At 64.3% G+C, this 16,543-nt stretch carries 16 protein-coding genes; 6 read left to right on the plus strand and 10 right to left on the minus strand.

Features of this window, described 5'->3' with window-relative positions:
• Positions 1 to 7 precede the first annotated feature (7 nt).
• Positions 8 to 1,066 carry a beta-keto acid cleavage family enzyme gene (locus BLR29_RS22825; protein WP_092139867.1) on the minus strand — a complete coding sequence of 353 codons (1,059 nt, stop codon included), beginning with the start codon at positions 1,064 to 1,066 and terminating at the stop codon, positions 8 to 10.
• A 32-nt stretch (positions 1,067 to 1,098) separates the two neighbouring features.
• Entirely contained in the window at positions 1,099 to 1,944 is an 846-nt protein-coding gene (locus BLR29_RS22830) for a TauD/TfdA dioxygenase family protein (protein WP_092139869.1), read from the minus strand.
• 448 nt (positions 1,945 to 2,392) lie between these two features.
• Here BLR29_RS22830 and BLR29_RS22835 point away from each other — a divergent pair, with 448 nt between their 5' ends.
• Entirely contained in the window at positions 2,393 to 3,898 is a 1,506-nt protein-coding gene (locus BLR29_RS22835; RefSeq protein ID WP_092139872.1) for a DASS family sodium-coupled anion symporter, read from the plus strand.
• Between the two features lie 48 nt (positions 3,899 to 3,946).
• Here BLR29_RS22835 and BLR29_RS22840 read toward each other — a convergent pair whose 3' ends face one another.
• Positions 3,947 to 4,306 (minus strand): hypothetical protein, encoded by a 360-nt coding sequence (locus BLR29_RS22840; RefSeq protein WP_092139874.1) that lies wholly within the window; start codon positions 4,304 to 4,306, stop codon positions 3,947 to 3,949.
• A gap of 266 nt (positions 4,307 to 4,572) precedes the next feature.
• On the opposite strand from BLR29_RS22840, the gene BLR29_RS22845 reads away from it, so the two are divergent.
• Positions 4,573 to 5,661, plus strand: a complete 1,089-nt coding sequence (locus BLR29_RS22845; RefSeq protein ID WP_255371389.1) for a BamA/TamA family outer membrane protein — start codon at positions 4,573 to 4,575, stop codon at positions 5,659 to 5,661.
• A 21-nt stretch (positions 5,662 to 5,682) separates the two neighbouring features.
• Here the strand turns inward: BLR29_RS22845 and BLR29_RS22850 are convergent, their stop codons facing one another.
• From BLR29_RS22850 to BLR29_RS22860, 3 genes are read right to left on the minus strand one after another with little or no spacing between them, the layout of a single operon-like run.
• On the minus strand, positions 5,683 to 6,927 hold the full coding sequence (locus BLR29_RS22850; RefSeq protein WP_092140054.1) for a complex I 51 kDa subunit family protein: 1,245 nt from the start codon (positions 6,925 to 6,927) through the stop codon (positions 5,683 to 5,685).
• 19 nt (positions 6,928 to 6,946) lie between these two features.
• Positions 6,947 to 8,596: an FAD-binding protein gene (locus BLR29_RS22855; protein ID WP_092139876.1), complete on the minus strand. Its 1,650-nt coding sequence runs from the start codon at positions 8,594 to 8,596 to the stop codon at positions 6,947 to 6,949.
• Between the two features lie 15 nt (positions 8,597 to 8,611).
• Positions 8,612 to 9,250, minus strand: coding sequence for a 2Fe-2S iron-sulfur cluster-binding protein (locus BLR29_RS22860; RefSeq protein ID WP_092139878.1), 639 nt, complete (start codon positions 9,248 to 9,250; stop codon positions 8,612 to 8,614).
• Positions 9,251 to 9,359: 109 nt separating this feature from the next.
• Between BLR29_RS22860 and BLR29_RS22865 the strand changes: the two genes are divergently transcribed.
• Together BLR29_RS22865 and BLR29_RS22870 are read left to right on the plus strand one after the other, a co-directional pair.
• Positions 9,360 to 10,262: a DUF2950 domain-containing protein gene (locus tag BLR29_RS22865; RefSeq protein WP_092139880.1), complete on the plus strand. Its 903-nt coding sequence runs from the start codon at positions 9,360 to 9,362 to the stop codon at positions 10,260 to 10,262.
• Positions 10,259 to 11,407, plus strand: coding sequence for a DUF3300 domain-containing protein (locus BLR29_RS22870; RefSeq protein ID WP_092139882.1), 1,149 nt, complete (start codon positions 10,259 to 10,261; stop codon positions 11,405 to 11,407). Before BLR29_RS22865 ends, BLR29_RS22870 begins: the two co-directional genes overlap by 4 nt.
• Positions 11,408 to 11,537: 130 nt before the next feature.
• Here BLR29_RS22870 and BLR29_RS22875 read toward each other — a convergent pair whose 3' ends face one another.
• From BLR29_RS22875 to BLR29_RS22885, 3 genes are all read right to left on the minus strand, one after another.
• Positions 11,538 to 12,557 carry a hypothetical protein gene (locus tag BLR29_RS22875; RefSeq protein WP_176861037.1) on the minus strand — a complete coding sequence of 340 codons (1,020 nt, stop codon included), beginning with the start codon at positions 12,555 to 12,557 and terminating at the stop codon, positions 11,538 to 11,540.
• 67 nt (positions 12,558 to 12,624) lie between these two features.
• Entirely contained in the window at positions 12,625 to 13,212 is a 588-nt protein-coding gene (locus BLR29_RS22880) for a hypothetical protein (protein WP_092139886.1), read from the minus strand.
• A gap of 138 nt (positions 13,213 to 13,350) precedes the next feature.
• A complete protein-coding gene (locus BLR29_RS22885) occupies positions 13,351 to 15,276 on the minus strand; it encodes a putative Ig domain-containing protein (RefSeq protein ID WP_092139888.1) in 1,926 nt (641 codons plus the stop codon).
• A gap of 249 nt (positions 15,277 to 15,525) precedes the next feature.
• Between BLR29_RS22885 and BLR29_RS22890 the strand changes: the two genes are divergently transcribed.
• Positions 15,526 to 15,858, plus strand: a complete 333-nt coding sequence (locus tag BLR29_RS22890; protein WP_092139891.1) for an ElaB/YgaM/YqjD family protein — start codon at positions 15,526 to 15,528, stop codon at positions 15,856 to 15,858.
• Positions 15,859 to 15,896: 38 nt separating this feature from the next.
• Here BLR29_RS22890 and BLR29_RS32540 read toward each other — a convergent pair whose 3' ends face one another.
• Positions 15,897 to 16,151, minus strand: coding sequence for a hypothetical protein (locus BLR29_RS32540; RefSeq protein WP_092139893.1), 255 nt, complete (start codon positions 16,149 to 16,151; stop codon positions 15,897 to 15,899).
• Between the two features lie 101 nt (positions 16,152 to 16,252).
• Here BLR29_RS32540 and BLR29_RS22900 point away from each other — a divergent pair, with 101 nt between their 5' ends.
• A complete protein-coding gene (locus tag BLR29_RS22900) occupies positions 16,253 to 16,519 on the plus strand; it encodes a hypothetical protein (protein WP_092139895.1) in 267 nt (88 codons plus the stop codon).
• Positions 16,520 to 16,543 lie beyond the last annotated feature (24 nt).

Here is a 16,543-nt window from a genome sequence, read left to right on the forward strand (position 1 = left end):
CATGGTCTCACTGCGTCTTGCGCAGATAGCCCTGGTTTCCGCCACTGCGGTTTGGCGCAAAGCCGTTGGCCTGCAGCGATTCCTCGACCGTGTCATAGAACACGCCGATCTTGCAGATCTCTCGCGCCTGCCTTGCAGTGGCGATGTCGCGACCAAGCTCGCGCGAAACGCGCACCAGTTGCTCGACCTGCCTGACGGTGCTCTGTTTGGCCGTACGCTGCTGGTTCCACAAGACGTCTTCGGTGCCACAGCGCACGTGCAATCCCATCGCGATACCCATCACGTTGACGGGCAGCACATTGCGTACGTTGCTTTCCACCGTCACCACCGCGCCGTCAGGCACGGCACGCATGAAGTTGGCCAGGCTGTAGAGGCTTGGCGTATCCATCCCGCCGCCAATGGCGACCCAGTTCAGGATCAGCGGGCCCTTGTAGAAGCCACGGCGCATCAGCCGCTCGACAGACTCGAAGCTGTTGATGTTGTAGCACTGGAATTCGCTCTGGATCCCGGCGGCCGTCAGGCGACGCACGTGCTCTTCCACCCAACCGGGGTTGGCAGGTACCGTCATGTTCTTGTAGGCGTTAAACAGCGCCATGTCCTCGCGCGAGGTACCCCTGAAGTCGACATCGTCGGCGTGGTCCGTGACGTTCATCTGCGACGTGTTGACGGTCACCGTGACCTGGTCCGGCTTGGGGTCCAGATCCGCGAGCATGTGGCGGGTATCGTCGGACAGCCACTTGGCGGCCTGGCCGTCGTCTTCGGGCGCAAACGAGATGGAGCCACCGACCTGGATGATCATTTCCGGCACCGCCTCGCGCACGCCGGCGATCAGTTCATTGAACTTGGACAGACGCTTGCTGCCCTTGCCGTCCAGCTCGCGCACGTGCAGATGCAGCACCGTGGCGCCTGCGTTGTAGCAATCCACGGCCTTCTGGATCTGCGCCTCCATCGTGACCGGAATGTCCTCGGGGAAATCGGATGGCTGCCAGCCCGGCGCGTATGGCGCTGCGGTGATGATCAGCGGCTGCTGGTTCTCGGGAAAAAGGTGGCCGTCAAGGAAATTCATGTTGATGCTCCGGGTAGTCGTCAGCGGTCGATTCAGTAAGGGATGTCGCCCACGATGCCGGCGCGCTCCATCTTGCGCGGCGCCGGCCAGTAGTCGTTGAGGGCGTAGTGCTGCGTGCAGCGGTTGTCCCAGACCGCGATGTCGCCTTCCTGCCATGACCAGCGCACCTGGTATTCGGGAATGGTGGCGCGGCTGATCAGGTAGTTGAGCAGCAGTGAAGCACCGGGTGCCTTGTCGATGCCGTGACGTACGTTTGCCGGCGTGCTGTAGTTGGTGAAGTGCGTGGTGAAGCCCGCACCGACGAACAGGATCTTCTCGCCGGTTTCGGGATGTGTGCGCACCACCGGATGCTCTGCTGGCGGATGGTCCTGCACCAGCTTCGCACGCGCTTCCGCGTCCATGACCGCGCCAAAGCTGTGTTCGATGCTGGCCCTTGCGCGCAGGCCGATGATCTTCTGCCTGATGTCGTCGGGGAGTTCCTCGTAGGCCCTCACCATATTGACCCAGATGGTGTCGCCGCCGGTTTCGGGGCACTCGATGCAGCGCAGCACCGCGCCCATGGCCGGATTGGGGCGCCACAGGCCATCGCAGTGATAGTTGTTCTCGTAGCTGTGCGGGTTGTCGCTACGGTAGATGCGCACCAGACCCGGATGATCCGGATCGCTACCGGCGACAGGATGATCTTCCAGCTTGCCGAAGCATCTGGCGAAGGCCACGTGCTCGGCACGCGTAATCTCCTGCCTGCGAAAGAAGAGCACCTTGTGCTCGAGCAGTGCGGTCTTGATCGCTGCGAACAGCGCCGGATCGCGCGACGCTTCACCCAGATGGATGCCGGAAATTTCGGCGCCGATGGCCGGGGTGATCTGCCTGATTTTCATTGTCATGTCTCCTGCAGTCTTGGATGAATCCGCGAGTCGGTTCACCGTCTTCTGCGCATCGAGTATCTGGCGCCTGCGGCCTGTCTCGCTTGCTTATCTGGGACATGAATTTGCTAATTTGGGACATCCCCGCGACGCCACCAATGACTCGGCGCGGGAACAACCCTTCGCATTCCATCGTCTGGCGGCGCCTGCGCCACACTGGCGCTTCTACCAAAAAGAACATATAAACCATAAGAAACGGAAAGGTCATTCGCCTGCCTGCGAGGCTTCTGCTCCACATTGGAGGTGACTCTCGCGGACTGGCGCCTGGTATGAGTTCTCGAATATCCAGGCAGGACGGAGGCAGGCCATGCGGCAACCACGGCCTTCCGAAGCGTTCCAATGGCCCGATCCTTGGGCTGTGTGCCAGCGGCCGGGGCCAACTCTTCTTTGAAGGATGCGCGGGATGCTCACACAACTGAAAGCGGCGTTCCGCTACTTCAACAGCGTGGTCCCGTTTCGACTCGGCCCCGCACTGATCACGACGGTCGTGCTGGTCACCATGCTGCTGCTGCCTGTGCCAGAGGGGCTCACGCCCAAGGCCTGGGGCCTGGTCGCCATCTTTCTGACCACAATCGTGGCAATCATCCTGAAGGTGATGCCGATCGGGGTGATGGCGATGATGGCCATCGTGGTCCTCTCGCTGTCGCAGGTGACCTCGGACTCGTCCAAGGGCGCGATCGCCGATGCGCTGACCGCCTTCGACAGTCCGCTGATCTGGCTGATCGTGGTGGCCATCCTGATCTCACGCGGCGTGAAGAAGACCGGCCTGGGCACCCGTGTCGGCCTGATGTTCATCTCCCTGATGGGCAAACGAACGATAGGCATCGGCTATGGTCTGGCCACCTGTGAACTGGTGCTGGCGCCGTTCACACCGAGCAATACCGCGCGTGGTGGCGGCATCGTGCATCCGATCATGAAATCGATCGCCATCGCATTCGACTCGGACCCGGCCAAAGGCACCGAGGGCAAGGTCGGCACCTACCTGGCGTTGGTCAACTACCACGCCAACCCGATCTCTTCGGCGATGTTCGTGACCGCCACCGCCCCGAACCCGCTGGTGGTGGATTACATCGCCAAGGCGACCAATCAGAACCTGCATCTGAGCTGGACAAGCTGGGCGCTTTGCATGTTGTTGCCCGGCCTGCTATGCATGCTGGTGATGCCGCTGGTGATCTATGTGTTGTCGCCACCGCAGCTCAAGGCCACACCCAACGCAGTGGAATATGCGCACGCCGAAATGGCGAAGATGGGTCCAGTGTCGCCGAAGGAAAAGGTGATGATATTCACCTTCGCGCTGCTGCTTCTGCTGTGGGCCAACGTTCCGGCGATGGTGTTCGGTCCGTCGCTCACGCTGGACCCAACGGTGGTCGCCCTGGTCGGCCTGTTCGTGCTGATCATCACTGGCACCATCGACTGGGACGACGTGCTGTCCGAGAAAAGCGCCTGGGACACGCTGATATGGTTTGGTGCGCTGATCATGCTGGCCGAGCAGTTGAACAAGCAAGGCGTGATCGGCTGGTTCTCGAAGGGCATGAGCGACGCGATCGTGACCAGCGGCATCGGCTGGGGCGGCACGGCCGCGATCCTGATTGCGATCTTCGTTTTCTCGCACTATCTGTTCGCCAGCACGACGGCGCACATCAGTGCGATGATGCTCGCGTTCCTGACGGTCGGCGTCCATCTGATACCGCCAGCGTATGTGGTGCCGTTCATGCTGCTGATGGCGGCCGGCTCCGCGATCATGATGACGCTGACCCACTATGCGACGGGCACCTCGCCGATCATCTTCGGCAGCGGCTTTGTCACGATGGGAACGTGGTGGCGCGTCGGCTTTGTGATGTGCGTGGTGGAGCTGCTGATCTTCGCCGTGGTCGGGAGCGTCTGGTGGAAGGTGCTTGGCTTCTGGTGAACACGCGGCCGAACGGTTCCGCCCTTGGACTTCATAGGTAAGCAGACGCTAATGCGTGCACTTGGCCCTGAACGTATCGATCAGGTCATCCCGCGCGCGGTCTCGTTGCAGGCCTGGCACAACCCGCCCCTGGCTCGTTGTAACAGGCCGCCCGGCGGAAGGCTGGTACTCGCGGTTGGGTGTCGCGGTGAATTGCGCCAGCAGCTCCTGGCACTCCGGAGAATTGATATTGCCGGCGGCTGTCGGCTCGCGTGACGGGCGATACGGGCTATGCCCTTCCTGCACCGCCTCGCTGACGGCATCTGCGGCGGCGGCCGCGCCGTCCTGCCGCTGTGCGTAGGCGACGCTATTCGCGCCAAGCGTAGCGCATACGACCACCGCCGATACGATCGTTCGGATATTGGGCACGTTGGTTCCCGGTGTCTTGGCTTCTGGAGCAATCAAGCGATCCCTCGCACGCAAGGGATGTGCAGAAGCTAGTATGGTTAGCGTCTCGCAGAAGTCAAAGGCGAAACAAATCGAGGTACTCGACAGGATCGCATTGCCTTCCCCTCGAACACCCGGCGCGCCATGAATATCCGGGCGGCGAGAGCGGCGATCGTACGAACACCCGGCATGGAGGTGCGCCGATGCATCGGCCGTTTCTGCATCGTCTGATATGCAGCCTGTCGTTGATGACGTCCATCGGCGCCATGGCCGACGATCGCCCACTTCGCCTTGTCGACCCGGAAGACGGGCAGTTTGACCTCAGTAGCTACCTCCTCGAGCACAAGGGCGCGTTGCCCGTTCCGTTTGTGATCACAGAGCCGGCGGTTGGCTATGGCCTGGGCGTTGGCCTGCTCTTCTTCTCGGAATCCATCGCCGAAAGCGAGGCGCGAGCCAAATCGCTCGGCCAGGAGCGCATACCACCCAACATCACCTTTGTCGGCGGCGCTTACACGCAAAACGGCACGTGGGCCGGGGCGCTCGGCCACTTCCATACCTGGGACGGCGATCGGTACCGCTACCTTGGCGGCATCGCCAAGGTCGACGCCAATCTGGACTATTTCGGCAATGCGAACCAGGCCAGGGCGTATTCGCTGCAGGGCACAGGCCTTCTCCAGCAGCTTCTGGTCCGGATCGGGAATACCCACTGGTTTGCCGGCCCCCGCTATATCTACTTCGATTCGAACGCCGTTTTCAAGTTTGGCCAGACGCCCGGAGACCTGGTGGGACAAGGCCGGAACCAGCGCATCAGCGCCGCCAGCCTGGTGGTCGACTACGATTCGCGCGACAACATCTTCTACCCCAGCCGCGGCGTCTATGCGGAACTGGAAGCCCAGTTCGCACGGGAAGGAATCGGCAGCACCCAGAACTACGACATGTACGCGGCGCGCGGGTACACGTGGCTGCCGATCGCCAAGACACTGATCCTCGGCCTCAGAGCCGACACGCGCTTTTCCAGTGGCGATGTGCCGTTCTATGTCCAGCCATACGTCGACCTGCGTGGCGTCAAGAAGGCCCGCTACCAGGACCGCAATGCGATCTCGACGGAGGTGGAACTGCGCTGGGACTTCCGGCCCCGCTGGTCCTTGCTCGGATTTACCGGCGTCGGCAAGGCCTACGGCCGGCAAAGCTTCGATGATGCCCCCAACATTGTCAGCGCCGGCGTGGGCTTTCGCTACCTGATCGCGAGAAAACTGGGGCTCGCCATCGGGATGGATTTCGCCCACAGCAAGGACCAGAACGCAGTCTATGTGCAGGTGGGGAGCGCGTGGCGCTAGATCTGCAACGGTGCCCGGGGCCTATGCCAGCAAAAGCGCCTCGTATTCTTCCCGGAACTGATGGAGGGAGCTGTCCACCACCGTCACGGCGCCGTCGATCAGGCCACAGCGCCCGCTGCCGGGAAGGATGCGGCAAAGGTTCTCCAACGCGTCCAGGTCCGCGCGCACGCCGCGGCCCGTATCGATCCGGTTGAGTAGCCGCATCAACTGGAACGTCCCGCCCTTGCACGGCGGGCACTGGCCGCACGAGCCCTGGGCAAAGAAGCTGACGTACTCGGCTACCTTGCGAACGATGCTGGTGCCTTCCGACACCACGATCATGGCGCCGGTCCCCAGCCGGGAGCGCCTTTGCCGCACGGAGTCGAAGTCCAGCGCCACATCGAGGTCGCGCTTGGTCAGCAGGGTATTGGAGGGTCCGCCCGTGAAGACCGCCTTGAACGCCTTGCCCTGGAGCATCCCGCCGCCATGCACGAACACCAGCGCCTCCAGGCTCGTGCCCATCGGCAGCTCATACAGGCCGGGCCGCAACACATCGCCCGAGAGTGAATACAGCTTGGTTCCGGCCGCATTACCGATGCCGAGTTCGCGATACCACTGTGCACCGTTGCGCAGGATGCCCGGCACGTGGGCCAGCGTCTCGGTGTTGTTCACGACGGTCGGCGCGCCATGCACGCCATGCTCGGCGGGAAATGGCGGCTTGCGGCGTGGAAACGGGAATCCTCCCTCGACGCTCGCGATGACCGCGGTTTCCTCGCCGCCGATATACAAGCCCGAGCTTGGTACCACGCTGAGCGATACCGGTCCGCCGACCAGCCGGACAAGTTCGGCGAACTGCGCGTGCGCCTGCCACTGCTGCACCGCCGTGCGCGTACTTGCCAGCGACAGCGGCTGATGGGGATTCACGTACAGCACGACATGGTTGGCGCGGGTAGCGGCCGCGGCGATCAACGCGCCCTCGATCACCTGGTGCGGCGTGTGCTCCAGCAGAAAGCGATCCTTGAACGTCCCCGGCTCGTCTTCGTTGCCATTGCAGATGATGTACTTGTCGCCATCCGCCGCGGCGGCTACTGGTGCCCATTTGCGGTATGTCGCGAACCCGGCGCCACCCATCCCGCGCAGGTCCGCCTGCTCGATCTCGGCGATGACTGCGGCCGGCTCGCGCAGCGCCTTGGCCAGCCCTTCTCCGCCGCCGTGTGCCAGCCAGCCATCCAGGTCTGCGCCAACCCGGACATCGTTATGGAGGAGAACCTGATTCAGGTGTTCCATCGCGCGCTCCGTGGATCGCTCACCGGGTGCCGCCGACCGCCCGGCCCCGCGCGCCGGCGTGCAGGCCCGCATCGACGCGCAGATCGAAATGCGCGTAGCCAGGGAAGAGCTGCGGTGCCTGGACATGCAGCGGCAGCCCGGCTAGTGTCAATTCCCGCTGCCACGCGTGCACATGGCCGATTCCGGCGCGTGCGGCCATGACGCTGCGGCCCGCCTCCGCTGCGCTGGCTCCGGCACGCCGGCCCATGCTCAGGATATCGAGCAGTGCATTACCCATCAGCCGGTTGCGTCCGTGAATGCCGCCCGTGACCTCGCCAACGCAGTACAGCCCCGGCACGCTGGTCGCACCCTCGTTGTCGATGGCAACGCCACCATTCTGGTAGTGCAGGGTCGGGTAGACGAGGAACGGCTCCCGGGACGCATCCTGACCGCACTTGTGGGCGAGATGGCGCAGCGTCACGAGCCGCTTTTCCAGAATGCCGGGGTTTTCCATTTCCAGCGTCGGCGTGTCGAGGAAGACGCCGACCTGTCCGCCCCGCTCGATGCCGCGCCCCTGCGCGCATTCGCGCAGGATCGCCGAGGCCACGATGTCCCGCGGCTTGAGTTCATCGACGAAACGCTCGCCCTCGCCGTTGATCAGCCTGGCGCCGGCCGAGCGGGCAGCTTCCGAGATCAGGCCGCCGGCCAGGTGCGGCGGATAGGCGATGCCGGTGGGATGGTACTGGAACGAGTCCAGCTCGCGCAGGCGCGCCCCGATCCGATAGGCGAGCACCAGACCGTCCGCGGTGGCGCCGTAGTGGTTGGACGTCGGGAACGCATTCAGGTGCAGGCGCCCCGCCCCGCCGGTGGCGAGAATCACGGCGCGCGCGCGCACCAGCACAAAGGTGCGCCATTCGAGGTTGTAGATCACGGCCCCTGCGCAGCGCCCGCGCTCGTCGGACAGCAGCTCGACCACGGGGCAGCGGTTCCACACCGCGACGCCGGGTTCCAGATCCACCGCCTCGCGCACCACGCGCATCATTTCCAGTCCGGTGTAGTCCCGGTAGGAGAGAATGCGCGCGGCCGATGCCCCGCCTGGCTTCTTGCGCAGAAGGTTGCCGCCGAAGGGCCGGTCCTCTTCCTGATCGAACATCATGCCCAGCCGGATCAGCCACCGGATTACGTCGGGGCCGTCCATCACCATCTGCGCGACGAGCTCCGGATCGCCACAGAAGTGCCCGGCGCGCAAGGTGTCCTCAAAGTGCAATTGGGGGCTGTCATCCTCGCCGATGGCCGCCTGAATGCCGCCTTCGGCCATGACCGTATTGCTGTCGCCAAGGCGCAGTTTGGTGGCGAGGATCACCTGCGCGCCGCGCGTGGCCGCGGTGAGCGCCGCCGCGCAGCCACCACCGCCCCCGCCGATGATCAGCACATCGGTGGAGACGAGCTGCGCCCCGGCAATGTCCACGTCGTCGATCAGCGCGTTGGCCTGCAGATAGCGGGCGAGATCCGGCTGACAGGGCTCGCCGCGATTCACGCCGACGGCCAGCGCAACGCGCGCATTGGGCCCGTGGTCCGGGTGATAGCCCTTGAGAAGCGCTTCTACGGAGATGTCGTCGCTGCGCACCGCCGGCGCTACACCGGGACGGTAGCGCCTGAGCGCGACTTCATATGGGATACCAGCCGGCATGATCGTCAGGCTCCGTCAGCGCGGCGGCTGCGCGCCCGGTGCGTCGAAGTCAATGCGCATCGCACCGCTCTCGATCTGCTGCAGCCGCAACAAGAGATTGGCCGGACGCAGGGTCTGCGCCGCGATCATCCGCCGCACGAACAGGCCGAGATGATTGGGCCGGATATGCTCGGGGCAGGCCAGCGTGCAGAGGTTGCACATGACGCATTCGTCGAAGACATGGCTCGAAGCCGTCAGCTTGCCCTCCACCGCGAGCTTCACGCCCTCCTGGACATCGAGCCCCTTTGGGCAGGCGCGATCGCATCCGCTGCAATGACGGCAATGGGCCGCCTCCGGGAAAATGTCCGAGATCGTCTGCAACGCGTCCCAGCTGTCGCCGATCTCCTCGATGCGATAGACGTGCCGCTCCGACGCCGTGAAGTAATCCAGAAAGGCGACCTGCATGCCGTCTTCCACCAGCGTTTCGCATGCGAGCGCGGTCTTCACATCCTGTTCGCCGCTGCGCCGCACCATGACGCGGCACGACCCGCATACGCCCTGGCCCATGCAGCCGACGCCTTCGACAAGCGTTTCCCCCGCGTGCAGGAACGCCTGCAGGATGGAACAGTTTTCCGGTGCTTCGAGCTGCCGTCCTTCGATGCTCAAACGTACCATTTCACACCCTGTCGTGTCGGCGGCGCCAACAGCACACTGCACTGGCGCACTGTCCCAAAAGGTCATATAAACCATAGCACAGGGAAGGTCATTGCTCAGGGGCGGGAACATGACAGGACTGCAGAGATTCTTGCGAGGGGCGGCCGCCGCCGCACTGGGCTGCCTCTGCCTGCTTGGTCCCGGTGCGACGCACGCCTTCGCGCGCCAGGTGTTCGACTCGCCGGATGCCGCGATGGCGGCCTTTGGCCAGGCGGTCCTCAATGACGACGAGACGGCCATGCGAGCCATGCTTGGCCCCAATTTCCGCGACATCATCCCCCCGGTCGGCGCCGACGTGCGGAACAGGTTCAACCAGGCCTGGGCGCAATCGCGTCGCGTGGAGCGATCGGGCACGCAAGCGCTCATCGTCGTCGGCGACGACGGATGGACCCTGCCCGTGCCGCTGCTCAAATCGGCCAATGGCTGGCAGTTCGACACCGCGGCCGCCGCCCGGGAAATGCGCGTGCGCCGTATCGGGCGGAACGAACTCGCGGTAATCCAGACCATGCAGGCCATCTGCGACGCACAGACCGAATACGCCCAGACGACCCACGATGCCGAAAAGCGGCTCGTCTATGCCGGCAGGCTGTCCAGCTCCCCGGGCAAGCGCGACGGGCTTTACTGGCCGACAGGACCCAATGAGCCACCCAGCCCGCTCGGGCCGGCTTTCCAGGATGCCGGCACGCGCAATGCAAGCAAGGAGGGCTACTACGGCTACCACTACAAGCTGCTCACTTCGCAAGGGACGCATGCAGATGGCGGCACGTTGAGCTATGTCATCGATGGCAAGCTGTTCGGCGGCTTCGCGGTCATGGCCTGGCCGGTACGCTACGGTGACACCGGCGTGATGAGCTTCATCGTCAGCCACAAGGGCCAGGTCTATGAGCGCGACCTCGGGACCAACAGCACCGCCAGGGCAGCGGCAACCACTTCGTATGATCCGGCTCCCGGCTGGCGCAAGGTGTCGCCATGAACCCGCGCGCCCTGACCACCGCTTGCTGTGCCCTGCTTGTGCTGGGCGGCTGCGAAAGCGCCGGTCCGCCGGCCGTGGGTACGGCCACGCCGGCGATGTCCGGGGAGGGTGCGGTGCAGGCCCAGAAGGAACCCGCGCCGTACAAGGCGGAAGAAATCGAGGCGCTGGTCGCGCCGATCGCGCTCTATCCCGATCCGCTGCTCTCACAGGTCTTGATGGCTTCCACCTACCCGCTGGAAGTCGCGCTTGCCGCGCGCTGGAGCAAGGCGCATCCAAACCTCAAGGGCAACGACGCAGTCAAGGCGGTGCAGAACGAGTCGTGGGACGTCAGCGTGAAATCGATGGTGGCGTTTCCGCAGATCCTTGAGCCAATGGGCGACAAGCTGGACTGGACCCAGAAACTGGGGGATGCATTCCTGGCGCAGCAAAAGGAGGTGTTCAATGCCGTGCAACGCCTGCGTGTGCGCGCCCAGCAAGCCGGCCACCTCAAGTCGGGCCCGCAGCAGACCGTGACCGTGGAAAACGCAACCTCCAGCGAAGCCGCGCAGCAGACCATCGTGCGCATCGAGCCGGCGAATCCCGAGGTGATCTATGTACCGGTGTACGACCCGGCGATCGTCTACGGCGGTTGGGGCTATGCAGGCTACCCGTACTACTACTGGCCGCCCTACGGGCCCTACTACCCCGGCGATGCCTTCCTGGGAGGCATCGCATGGGGCATCGGACTGGCCGGGGCCATCGCCATATTCGGCAACTGCGACTGGAACAATGGCGGGGTACATGTGGAACACCACAAGGCCCGGAACATCGACCGCAACTTCGATGCCAGCAAGTTCGAGGGAGGCCGCTGGCAGCACGATGCCCGGCACCGCCAGGGCGTTGCCTATCGCGACAATGCCACGCGCGAGAAATTCGGCAGGAGCACGGCCGATGCGGCGGGGCGCAACAACTTCCGCGGGCGCGACGCGACCGGGGGCCGGGACAATGGGTTCCAGGGTGTCGGCAGCGGAGGGAGCGCGGTACAGCGTGACGCCAATCGGGGGAACACGAGCCTGCAGTCAGGCTCGGGCCGATCCGGCGGCTTCGGCGGTGGCGCGCGCGGCGGCGGCTTTGGCGGCGGGCGAGGTGGCGGTGGGCGACGTTAGGGAATCAACGTCTGTTGGGCGTGGTGCAGGCCGGGTTCCTCTCCCGATATATCGACCAAACCTGCGGCAACGGGCCCCAACTGCGTAGTGGTCACCGGCCGGGCCACGCCTGCCCGGCAACGCCTCGCTTTCACAGCAGGCGCTCTGCCTCCTCGAGCAGGACGGTGGGCGACAACATGTCGCCGCGCGCGAAGCGCACCAGCGCGATGGATCGTACCAGCGGCGGATCGCCCGGGACGTGGGCCGTGAGCAGATCGATCTCGTGTGCCGGCCCCGCGTTGTCCGCGTCGACAAGCACATTCATGGCACTCAGCCGCAAGCGTCGCTGCTCGATCGAAAAACAGGCGCCTGCATCCGCGAGGACCTCCGCCAGGCATTCCAGCTGACGGTCGAGCGCCCCTTCTTCCGGCCCGAGTTGCGCAAGCTCCCGCTCGTTCGCGGCAATCTGCTCGCTCAGGCCCGCTTGCTCGTCGGGAGTCGCATCGCCATCGCCGCCGAGCATCGAACGCATGCCGGTGCCTTGCTGCCGGAGCAGGCGCAGACGCGACACCAGCAGCGTCTGTTCGCGCGTGAGTACGTCGCGGCGTGATTTGCCGGCAGCGAAACGGGCGAGGCCCTCCATGCCGAACTGGTCGAACATCCGCCGCACGATCTCTTCGCGCAGCTCTGCCTCGGTGCGCGCGATGATCCTCGCCTTGTGATCGCCGAAACTGATCGTGGTTTGCGGCACTTCCGTGCGCATGACCTCCCCTTCCAGCGCGACGCCGAGCGTGCGCCGCTCGATCATCTCCATCCCCAACACCGCAACGGCCTGCTCCGCATCGGGCGACTGGTTGAAGAACTCCCGCAGTTCGGGTGAGCGGCTGAAGGCTAGCTGCACGTCCTGCGGCGTGCCGAAGAAGGCTTGGATATAGGGGTCATCGCCCCATGCCTGGATGCTGGCGTCACGAGGCGCGGGAAGACCCCCGACAAGCTCGCGCACATAATCCTGCGCATGCTCCAGCGCAGGCCGGAGCCGCTGCTGATAGCGTGACACCAGCCGCAGGCGCGGATAGAGCCGGGTCACGCGCTCGGCCAGTTCGGCAATCTCTCGCTTGCGGTGCCCAGGGGCCGACGCCTTGCGCCGGCGCACCCAACCCAGAAAACCCATCTGCATGCTCCTGCCCGGCCTCTGCCTGCCCGGTTCGCTGCCTGGTCAAACTCCTGGCGCACCCCACTCAGCGGGCGGTCTTGGGCGTGACAGAAACGGCAAGCGCTTCAGTGTAGACGGCCTGCACCTGGTCACCACGGCGAACGGCCTTCAGCTGCTGCGGATCCTCGACATGCACGTCCACCGTCTTGCCTCTTGGCCCCTTGAGCGTCACCAGGCCGGTCTTGGCGTTGACCGCCACGACATCGGCCGTGACTGTCACCTCGCGCCCGACCATGCCGCCGGGCTTCGCGCCAGGAGCGGCCCTGTCCGAGATCTCGCGTTCGGTGCTGGAGCGCATGCCGCTCTGTCTGGCGAGGTTCACTGACAAGGCCTGCGTGTACTCGACGGTGACCGTGTCGCCCGCGCGAAGCTGTTCGAAGTTGCGCACGTCCTCCCCGACCTGCACATCGGAGACCTTGCCCTGCTTGTTCCTGAGCGAAATGGTGCGCGTGGCGGCATCGATGGCCGTCACCGTGCCAGTGGCCTTGACCGTTCTGGTTGTCTTGGTAGCCCCCACGCCCGACACCGTGTCCACCTTGGTCTCGGGCTGTGCCATCACGGGAAGGATTGCCGCGCCAAGCACGGCCGCCACGATCAGCTTGCTGAGATTCATGACGAACTCCTTGAGCCCGATCTGGCCCCATACCGTCGTTCGGTGGCGCCAGCACGACGCTGGCGCTTCTGCCGAAGAGGTCTATCAACCATAGCAGATGGACAGTTGATCGCCTGCCCTCGCGTGTCTCACTCCAAGCTAGTGAAACAATTCCGTGTAGGACAAGACCCCGCGTCCAGTTCCACCCGCTACGAGGACCCTGCCGTCTGCCAGCAACGTCGCCGTGTGTTGCTCGCGCATTTGCTCAAGACTGCCGACCTGGGACCAGCTTCCAGTCGCGGGGTCGTACAGCTCGCTGACGAACAAATCCCTGCCGTCGATGCCGCCGGCCACCAGCACACGCCCGCTGGTCAAGCGCGTGGCGGTATGAAAGTCACGTGCCTGGCGCAGGCTGCCTGTCATTGACCACGTGCCCGTCGCCGGATCGTAGAGTTCAGCGGTTGCGAGCGCTTTTTTGCCATCGCTTCCCCCGACTACGAGCACCCTGCCGTCGGCGAGCTGCGCGGCGGCATAGGCGTTGCGGGCCTGACTCATGCTGCCGGTTGGAGACCAGGTTCCCGTGACGGGGTCATAGAGTTCGGCCGAGGACAGTGCGTCGCCGCCGATACCTTCGCCGCCGGCTACCAGAACCCTGCCATCCGGCAGAAGGTTGGCAGTGTGCTGCTCGCGCGCCTGGCCGAGGCTGCCGGTCGGCGACCAGGTGCCCGTAGCCGGATCGTAGAGTTCGGCGGAAGACAGTGCGCCTTTACTGCTGCCCTGGCCCTCGCCGCCTGCCACCAGTACGCGGCCATCGCGCAACAGCGTGGCGGTGTGACTGTCACGCTGCTGGCCGAGGCTGCCGGTCTGCGACCAGTTGCCCCCGACAGGGTCAAACAGTTCCGCCGAGGAAAGCGGGTTGCGCCCAGCATCGCCGAAGCCCCCCGCCACCAGAATCCGGCCGTCAGGCAGAAGATTGGCCGAGTGCGCTTGCCTGCTTAGCCCAAGACTGCCGGTCTGTGTCCAACTGTTCGTGGACGGGTCATATAACTCGGCGGAGGACAGCGCCCGCTTCCTGTTCCCTGCCGCCACCAGGACTCGCCCGTCGGGCAATAGCGTGGCCGTATGCCGGAAGCGCCCTTGATTCATGGCATCGGCGGGCAGCCACTCACCGACCTGGGCTGCAGCCACCGTCATAGTGAACTGCGTGGTGACGCTGCCGGCACTATTGCTGGCGGTAACAAGAAACGTCGTCTGGGCCAGTTCAACAGTCGGCGTGCCGCTGATTTCCCCGGTCTGCGTGTTGAGGCTCAATCCCGCCGGCAACGCAGGGGATATCGAAAACTGGGTCGCTTCGCCACCGGAGTACACGGGCTCGTTGTACACGATCGACACGCCGACAATGTACTCGGGTAGCGGATCCACATAGACGAAGCCGGTTGGCGGCACCGCCAGCGCAGCCACTTCGATCGTCAACTGGGCCTCGACGCTGTCCACGCTGTTGGCGCCCGTCACCGTATAGACCGCCGGTGCCGTGACTGCCGTGGGGATGCCAGAAATAATGCCGGTCTGCGGGTCAATGGCGAGGCCCGCCGGCAGCGCCGGCGACACGCTGTACTGCGTGATCTCGCCCCCTGTGCTGATCGGCGTGTTGGGCGTGATCGGCGCATTGGTCGGGTAAATGACCGACCGGTCCAGATAGTCCAGGCCATCTGGCGCGACGGGAACGTCCTTGACCTCGATTTCGACCCGGGTGGAGGCACTGCCTGCGGCGTTGCCGCCGGTGATCGTGTAGACCGTGGCATGACTGACTCCGGTTGGCGTGCCGCTGATCGTGCAGTTCTGCGGATCGAGGCTCAGACCTGGGGGCAGTGGCGGAGACACCGTGCATTGCGAGATGGCGCCACCGCTGTTGCTCGTCGTTTCCGGCACGATTGGGACGCCTGCTGCGTAGATCGGTGATTCGTCACGCTCGACCAGACCGGCCGGAGGCGCCAGCGTAGTATCGCCGCCGTCGCTATTGCCGCATCCCGTCACCGCAATCGCCAAAGGCATGAGCAGAATCGCCAGCCAGCGCAGATTCGCCATTTCGGACTCCCGCCGGTTCCTTGATGTGATTAGCATAGGTCGCTGCACTGCGACGGAGTGGCGGAAATCAGTGAGCCTGGGAGCGCTGGCACGGTCGCGGACAGCCGGGCGTCGCATCTATTCCGCTGTCCTTTTGCCATCTTCCGGACCGCTTTTTTCATGGCGGGCTGTCAACGCGAGCCTATATTGGACGCAGTGCCAGTCGTGCTGCGCGACGCACTGCGATGATTTCGCAAACAGGAGGGCAAAATGAACGACATCCAACCCAATTTCTCCATGCACAAGGACACATTGGCCCGCGACGTCGATGCGCTGGTGGCGGACGTGCAGGCGCTTCTTCGAGATGTCAAAGCCGAAACCGGTGTCGGGGCAGGCCTCGAGCGCCACGCGCTCAAAGCCCGGCAGCGCGCGCTGCAGGACCGTCTTGCTGCGCTGCGCGAAGACAGTCATGCCAGAGTTTCCGAGTGGGCGAAAACAACCGATCGCTACGTCCATGAGCATCCGTGGCAAAGCATGGGTACCGTGGCCGCCATCGCGGCAACCACAGGCGCTATCGTCGCGCTGGCCACCAGCCACCGTTAGGTCAGGCATTCGTCACTACGGCGTCAGCATGGCAATGGCTACGTGATAGTTGTGCATGGGCCACGTGGCATCTGCTGCGCCGTCAGTGATCGGCAGGCAAAGCACTGACCGAATCTGCAATGCAGAAACTGCGCCAGCAGAGTGCGATTGATCAGGCGCGCAATGGCAGCGATCTGCATGCCTGCCTGCATTGCGATCAGCAGGATGTTATTCAGGAGTCCAGCCACGGATGGGCTGGCAGAAGAGGAATTGGCGACGTTGTCGGTACAAATCGACGCCGAGGCATCGCGCATCCGTGTCGTCGCAAGAACCGCCGAACTGTAGGACCTTGGTCCAATTGAAGGCCAGCATTGATCGGACTAACGTGTCTTGGAGCCAACTGAGGAGCAAGAACATGAAGCACGTAGCCATCCTCGCCGCTGCCATATTTGCGGTGTCCGCTTTGCCCGCCATCGGGCAAACAGCGAGCGGAACGAAGTCCCAACCACCTAGCGACGAGATTGTCCACATGCGCCAGGAGATCGCCGCTGCGCGAAAGACATACGACACCAAGGTTGGTGAGGCAAAGAAGGTCTACGACGAGGCGAAGGCGGCCGCAGCGAAAGAACGCGATGCAGCGATCTCTGCCGCACGCGCGAACGCGCACCAGAAGAAGTCGTAACCGATCCTCATCCTGCGTCGCGCG

The organism is Cupriavidus sp. YR651 (assembly GCF_900101625.1).
Lineage (GTDB): Bacteria > Pseudomonadota > Gammaproteobacteria > Burkholderiales > Burkholderiaceae > Cupriavidus.

Coding starts and splice junctions, on each gene's coding strand:
- BLR29_RS22825 (WP_092139867.1), bottom strand. CDS start 1,066: ATGAATTTCCTTGACGGCCACCTTTTTCCCGAGAACCAGCAGCCGCTG.
- BLR29_RS22830 (WP_092139869.1), bottom strand. CDS start 1,944: ATGAAAATCAGGCAGATCACCCCGGCCATCGGCGCCGAAATTTCCGGC.
- BLR29_RS22835 (WP_092139872.1), top strand. CDS start 2,393: ATGCTCACACAACTGAAAGCGGCGTTCCGCTACTTCAACAGCGTGGTC.
- BLR29_RS22845 (WP_255371389.1), top strand. CDS start 4,573: ATGACGTCCATCGGCGCCATGGCCGACGATCGCCCACTTCGCCTTGTC.
- BLR29_RS22850 (WP_092140054.1), bottom strand. CDS start 6,927: ATGGAACACCTGAATCAGGTTCTCCTCCATAACGATGTCCGGGTTGGC.
- BLR29_RS22855 (WP_092139876.1), bottom strand. CDS start 8,596: ATGCCGGCTGGTATCCCATATGAAGTCGCGCTCAGGCGCTACCGTCCC.
- BLR29_RS22860 (WP_092139878.1), bottom strand. CDS start 9,250: ATGGTACGTTTGAGCATCGAAGGACGGCAGCTCGAAGCACCGGAAAAC.
- BLR29_RS22865 (WP_092139880.1), top strand. CDS start 9,360: ATGACAGGACTGCAGAGATTCTTGCGAGGGGCGGCCGCCGCCGCACTG.
- BLR29_RS22870 (WP_092139882.1), top strand. CDS start 10,259: ATGAACCCGCGCGCCCTGACCACCGCTTGCTGTGCCCTGCTTGTGCTG.
- BLR29_RS22875 (WP_176861037.1), bottom strand. CDS start 12,557: ATGGGTTTTCTGGGTTGGGTGCGCCGGCGCAAGGCGTCGGCCCCTGGG.
- BLR29_RS22880 (WP_092139886.1), bottom strand. CDS start 13,212: ATGAATCTCAGCAAGCTGATCGTGGCGGCCGTGCTTGGCGCGGCAATC.
- BLR29_RS22885 (WP_092139888.1), bottom strand. CDS start 15,276: ATGGCGAATCTGCGCTGGCTGGCGATTCTGCTCATGCCTTTGGCGATT.
- BLR29_RS22890 (WP_092139891.1), top strand. CDS start 15,526: ATGAACGACATCCAACCCAATTTCTCCATGCACAAGGACACATTGGCC.
- BLR29_RS32540 (WP_092139893.1), bottom strand. CDS start 16,151: ATGCGCGATGCCTCGGCGTCGATTTGTACCGACAACGTCGCCAATTCC.
- BLR29_RS22900 (WP_092139895.1), top strand. CDS start 16,253: ATGAAGCACGTAGCCATCCTCGCCGCTGCCATATTTGCGGTGTCCGCT.